Below are 4,815 nucleotides of genomic sequence, written 5' to 3' on the forward strand. Positions count from 1 at the left end.
GGGCGGCCCGCTGTCCGGCGGCGGAGCCGCGGCCGGATCCTGCGCCGGGACCGGGCCGCCCGCGAGCACCTGGGCGACCTCACGCTCGTACGGCATCGCGGACGAACAGGCGAGCCGCGCCGCGACGATGGCGCCCGCCGCATTGGCGTACCTCATGACGCGCTCCAACTCCCAGCCCGCGAGCAGTCCATGGCAGAGGGCGCCGCCGAACGCGTCCCCGGCGCCGAGGCCGTTGACGACCTCCACCGGGACGGGCGGCACCTCGGCCCGGGTGCCGTCGCGATGGACGGCGAGCACGCCCTTGGGTCCCTGTTTGACGACGGCCAGCTCGGGCCCGGCCGCGAGCAGCGCCCGTGCGGCGGCCTCCGGATCGCGCTCCCCGACGGCCACCTCGCACTCGTCCAGATTGCCGACGGCGACCGTGGCTGACCGCAGGGCCCTGGTGTACAGCTCACGCGGGCCGGCCGACTCTGCTGGATCGGCCGGTACTGTGCCCCCGGCCCGGCCTTCGGCGTCCGTCGGCCAGAACATCGGCCGCCAGTCGAGGTCGAAGACGGTGATCCCGGATCCGGCGCGTGACTCCAGCGCGGTGAGCGTCGCCGTACGGCTGGGCTCCGCGCACAGTCCGGTGCCGGTCATCCAGAAGATCCTGGCCGCGCCGATCGCGTCCAGATCCAGTTCATGCGGGTGGATCTCCAGATCGGGCGCCTTGGGCAGCCGGTAGAAGTAGAGCGGGAAGTCGTCCGGCGGAAAGACCTCGCAGAAGGTGACCGGGGTCGGATAGCGGTCGACCGCCGTCACCCAGCGGTCGTCGACCTCGAACTCCCTCAGCGCCTGGTGGAGATAGTCCCCGAAGGCGTCCCGTCCGGTGCGGGTGATGACGGCGGCACGCCGGCCGAGACGGGCCGAGGCGACCGCGACATTGGTCGCGGAGCCGCCGAGGAACTTCCCGAAGGTCTCCACCTGGGCCAGCGGGACCCCGGTCCGCAGCGGATAGAGGTCGACACCGATCCGGCCCATGGTGATCACGTCGTACGGCGCGGTCATACGCGGTCCCTTCGGTTCGGCGGCCATGACCGGGTCTGCGGGCGTCTGCGGCCCACCCCAGGTGTAATGCTCCACCCGGGACCTGTCAACGTTTTGTCCTTACATTCGGACGAAGCCTTGACACTCTTTCGGCGCGGCCGGAAAGCTGACCGGTATGACCTCCTCCGTGCCCACGCTGAACCGCATCCGGGTCGGGTCGGCCCCCGACTCCTGGGGCGTGTGGTTTCCCGATGATCCATGGCAGGTCCCCTGGCGGCGCTTCCTCGACGAGGTCGCCGAGGCGGGCTACGAGTGGATCGAACTCGGCCCTTACGGCTATCTCCCGACCGATCCCGCCCGGCTGGCCGAGGAGACCGCCCGGCGCGGACTGAAGGTCTCCGCCGGGACCGTCTTCACCGGGCTGCACCACGGGCCCGCCGTCTGGGAGCAGACCTGGGCGCATGTCGCGGACATCGCCGCGCTCACCCAGGCGATGGGTGCGGACCATCTGGTCGTCATTCCCTCCTTCTGGCGCGACGACAAGACCGGCGAGGTGCTGGAGGACCGCACCCTCACCGCCGCACAGTGGCGCGATCTGACCACTCAGACCGAGCGCCTGGGCCGAGAGGTCCGTGAGCGGTACGGACTGCGCATCGTCGTCCATCCGCACGCCGACACCCATGTCGACAGCGAGGAGAACGTCAGCCGTTTCCTCGACGCCACCGATCCCGAACTGGTCTCCCTCTGTCTGGACACCGGGCACTACGCCTACTGCGGCGGCGACAGCGTCAAGCTGATCGAGACCTACGGCGAGCGGATCGGCTATCTCCATCTCAAACAGGTGGATCCGGAGATCCTCGCCGAAGTCGTGGCGAACGAGGTGCCGTTCGGGCCGGCCGTCGGGCGCGGCGTGATGTGCGAACCACCGGGCGGCGTGCCCGCGCTGGAGCCGGTCCTGGCGGCGGCACAGCGGCTGGATGTCGATCTCTTCGCCATCGTCGAGCAGGACATGTATCCGTGTCCGCCCGACAAGCCGTTCCCGATCGCCACCCGCACACGCCGCTTCCTGCGAAGCTGCGGCGCCTGACCACCACCGTCCCGGGCCCGTGCCGGACACACATGTGTCGCATGTGTCATATCTGTCACAGAGATCCCATTAACGTCACGCATATCTCCATTACGCGGGTCTTCCGTCACAGGGAAGCGACAATTCCGCTTTCTCCATCACTCTGTGTCGCTCACTGGGCACAGGCTGGGTGATCGCCAGCGCCTCAGCCGCAGCTCCCCCGACGGTCGACAGACCTTCCTGCGGCGGGCGCAGGGAGGTGCCACAGATGACGGACAGAAGGCTCTGGTCCTACAAGGAGATCGCGGCGCATATCCGGGTACAACCGGACACCGTCCGCTCCTATCGCAAGCATGGACTGCTTCCGCCGCCCGACCATGTGGAGAACGGCAAGCCCTACTGGTACGCGGACACCGTCCGTGCCTGGGTGGCCAATCGCCCCGGCAACAGAGGCAGCAGAGGCTGACCGCAGCGGCGCACACCGTGAGTTGAGAAGGGGCCTGGCGGGGAGGTCCCGTACCGATTGTCGGTACGGGACCTCCCCCCTGCGCTTCCCCGCTCACTCCCCCGTTCCCCCGTCGTGACCGATGCTCAGACGCCCGCCGTGTCCCGGTCCCGGTTCTGGTCGCGGTCCTCGCCCTTGACAGAAGGCTTCGGGCCCGCCTCGGCCACCGGTATGGACTCGCCCTCGCTCAGGCCGAACCGGGTATGGAAGCGGCGCAGCGGTCCCGGTGCCCACCAGGTCGCCTTCCCCGTCAGCTTCATCACCGCGGGAACCAGCAGACTGCGTACCACCATCGCGTCCATGATCACCGCGAGCGCGATCCCGAGCCCCAGCATCTTCGTATTGGTCACCCGTGAGGTACCGATGGCCACCATGACCAGCGCGAGAATCACCGCCGCCGCGGTGATCAGCCCTCCTGTGCGCCGGAGTCCGAAAGCCACCGCCTGCTCATGGTTCCCGCTGCTGTCGTACTCCTCCTTGATCCGGGAGAGCAGAAAGACTCCGTAGTCCATGGAGAGCCCGAAGGCGACACAGAACATCAGCACCGGCAGAGTCGTCTCTATGTCTCCGGTGGAGGTGAAGGCGAGCAGTCCGGACAGATGGCCGTCCTGGAAGACCCAGACCACCGCGCCGAACATCGCCGTCAGACTCAGCGCGTTGAGCACGACCGCCTGAATCGGTATCAGCACACTGCCGGTGAGCAGGAAGACCAGCAACAGCGTCACCACGACGATGATGCCCGCCGCCCAGGGCAGCCGGTCCGCGATCGCGTCCTTGGAGTCGACCAGCACAGCCGCGGCACCGGTCACCGAGGTGTCGAACGGAGCCTGTTCGGCACGGATCTCCCGGACAAGCTGCTGAGATTCCTCGCCCACCGCCTCGCCCTTCGGCAGGACCGTGAAGTACCCGTGCTCGCCGGCCATGACGGGACCGTCGACCCTCGCCACCTCCGGGAGGGCGGCGATCCGGCTGCGGTAGTCGGCGAACTCGGCGGGTGTGGAGGCGCCCTCGGTAAGAATCTCCAGGCCGCCGCTGGGGCTGCCCGGGAAGCCGTCCCGTATCTTCTCCTGGACCACTCGGGACTCGGCGCCCGACGGAAGCTGACGGTGGTCGGCCGTGCCGAACTTGGCTCCCAGGAAGGGCAGTCCGAGCAGCACGAGCCCGGCCGCCGTGGCGACCGCGAAGACCGGCGCCCGGCGCATCACCAGCGCCGCCGTCCACGCCCATCCGGCTCCCTGCGCCCGCGCGGGCGTACGTCCGCGACGCCGCACCAGCCGCCGCAGGTCCAGGGCGTTGACCCGGTGGCCCAGCAGCATCAGCGCGGCCGGCAGCAGTATCAGCGCCGCCGCCGCGGCCAGTACCACCACCGCGATCCCGGCATAGGCGAAGGAACGCAGGAAGTACTGCGGGAAGACCAGCATCGCGGCCAGCGACACCGCCACGGTCAGCGCCGAGAACAGCACCGTGCGCCCGGCGGTGCGCAGTGTGGTGCCCACCGCGGCACGGACCTCGGCCCCTTCGGCCAGCTCCTCGCGGAACCGGCGCACGATGAACAACGCGTAGTCGATGGCCAGTCCGAGCCCGAGAGCCGTGGTGAGATTCTGCGCGAAGACCGAGACATCGGTGAGCTCGGTGATGCCGCGCAGCACCGCGTTCGTCCCCAGGATGGCGACAATGCCGAGCCCCAGCGGCAGCAGAGCGGCGACCGCGCTGCCGAACACCATCACCAGCAGCACCAGCGTCACCGGCAGGGCGATCAGCTCGGCCCGCAGCAGATCCTCCTGGATGATGGTCTGCATCTCGTGCCGGACGGCGACCGGCCCGCCGACCGAGACCTCCAACGATCCCCGCTCGCCGCGGAATTGGGGCGCTATCCGGTCCAGCACCGCGGCGGCCGTCTTCTCGTCACCCTCGATCCGGGCCGCGATCAGCGCTTCCCGCCCGTCCTCGGCGCGCAGCGCGGGCGCCTTGGTCCGCCAGTAGGAGCCGACCCCGGTGATACCTTCCTCGGCCGCCAGCCGGTCGGTGAGGCGCTCGGCCTCGGCGACCACGGCGGGATCGTCCACGCTCCGGCTCCCGCTGTCGACAAGCAGCAGGAGATTCGGCTCGGAGGCGGGAAACTCCCGCTCCAGCGCCTTGGTCGCATAGGTCGACTCGGCGTCCGGGTCCTCCCAGCCTCCACTGCCCATCCGGTCGGCGACTCCGCTCCCCGCGAAGA

General features: G+C 69.4%; 4 protein-coding genes. 2 read left to right on the plus strand and 2 right to left on the minus strand.

Annotated elements, in window-relative coordinates; all coding sequences use genetic code 11:
- Positions 1 to 1,047, minus strand: a 1,047-nt coding sequence (gene iolC / locus GA0115259_RS31220) for a 5-dehydro-2-deoxygluconokinase (protein ID WP_107469301.1), incomplete at its 3' end; no start/stop codon positions are given.
- Between the two features lie 154 nt (positions 1,048 to 1,201).
- On the opposite strand from iolC, the gene GA0115259_RS31225 reads away from it, so the two are divergent.
- Both GA0115259_RS31225 and GA0115259_RS31230 read left to right on the plus strand, forming a co-directional pair.
- Positions 1,202 to 2,113, plus strand: a complete 912-nt coding sequence (locus GA0115259_RS31225) for a sugar phosphate isomerase/epimerase family protein (protein WP_093603221.1) — start codon at positions 1,202 to 1,204, stop codon at positions 2,111 to 2,113.
- 247 nt (positions 2,114 to 2,360) lie between these two features.
- Complete coding sequence (locus tag GA0115259_RS31230) at positions 2,361 to 2,558, plus strand: helix-turn-helix transcriptional regulator (RefSeq protein WP_066942495.1); 198 nt, start codon at positions 2,361 to 2,363, stop codon at positions 2,556 to 2,558.
- Positions 2,559 to 2,683: 125 nt separating this feature from the next.
- Here the strand turns inward: GA0115259_RS31230 and GA0115259_RS31235 are convergent.
- Positions 2,684 to 4,815: MMPL family transporter (locus tag GA0115259_RS31235; protein ID WP_093603223.1), on the minus strand; the 2,132-nt coding region annotated here is incomplete at its 5' end.

The organism is Streptomyces sp. MnatMP-M17 (assembly GCF_900091995.1).
Classification (GTDB): Bacteria; Actinomycetota; Actinomycetes; order Streptomycetales; family Streptomycetaceae; genus Streptomyces.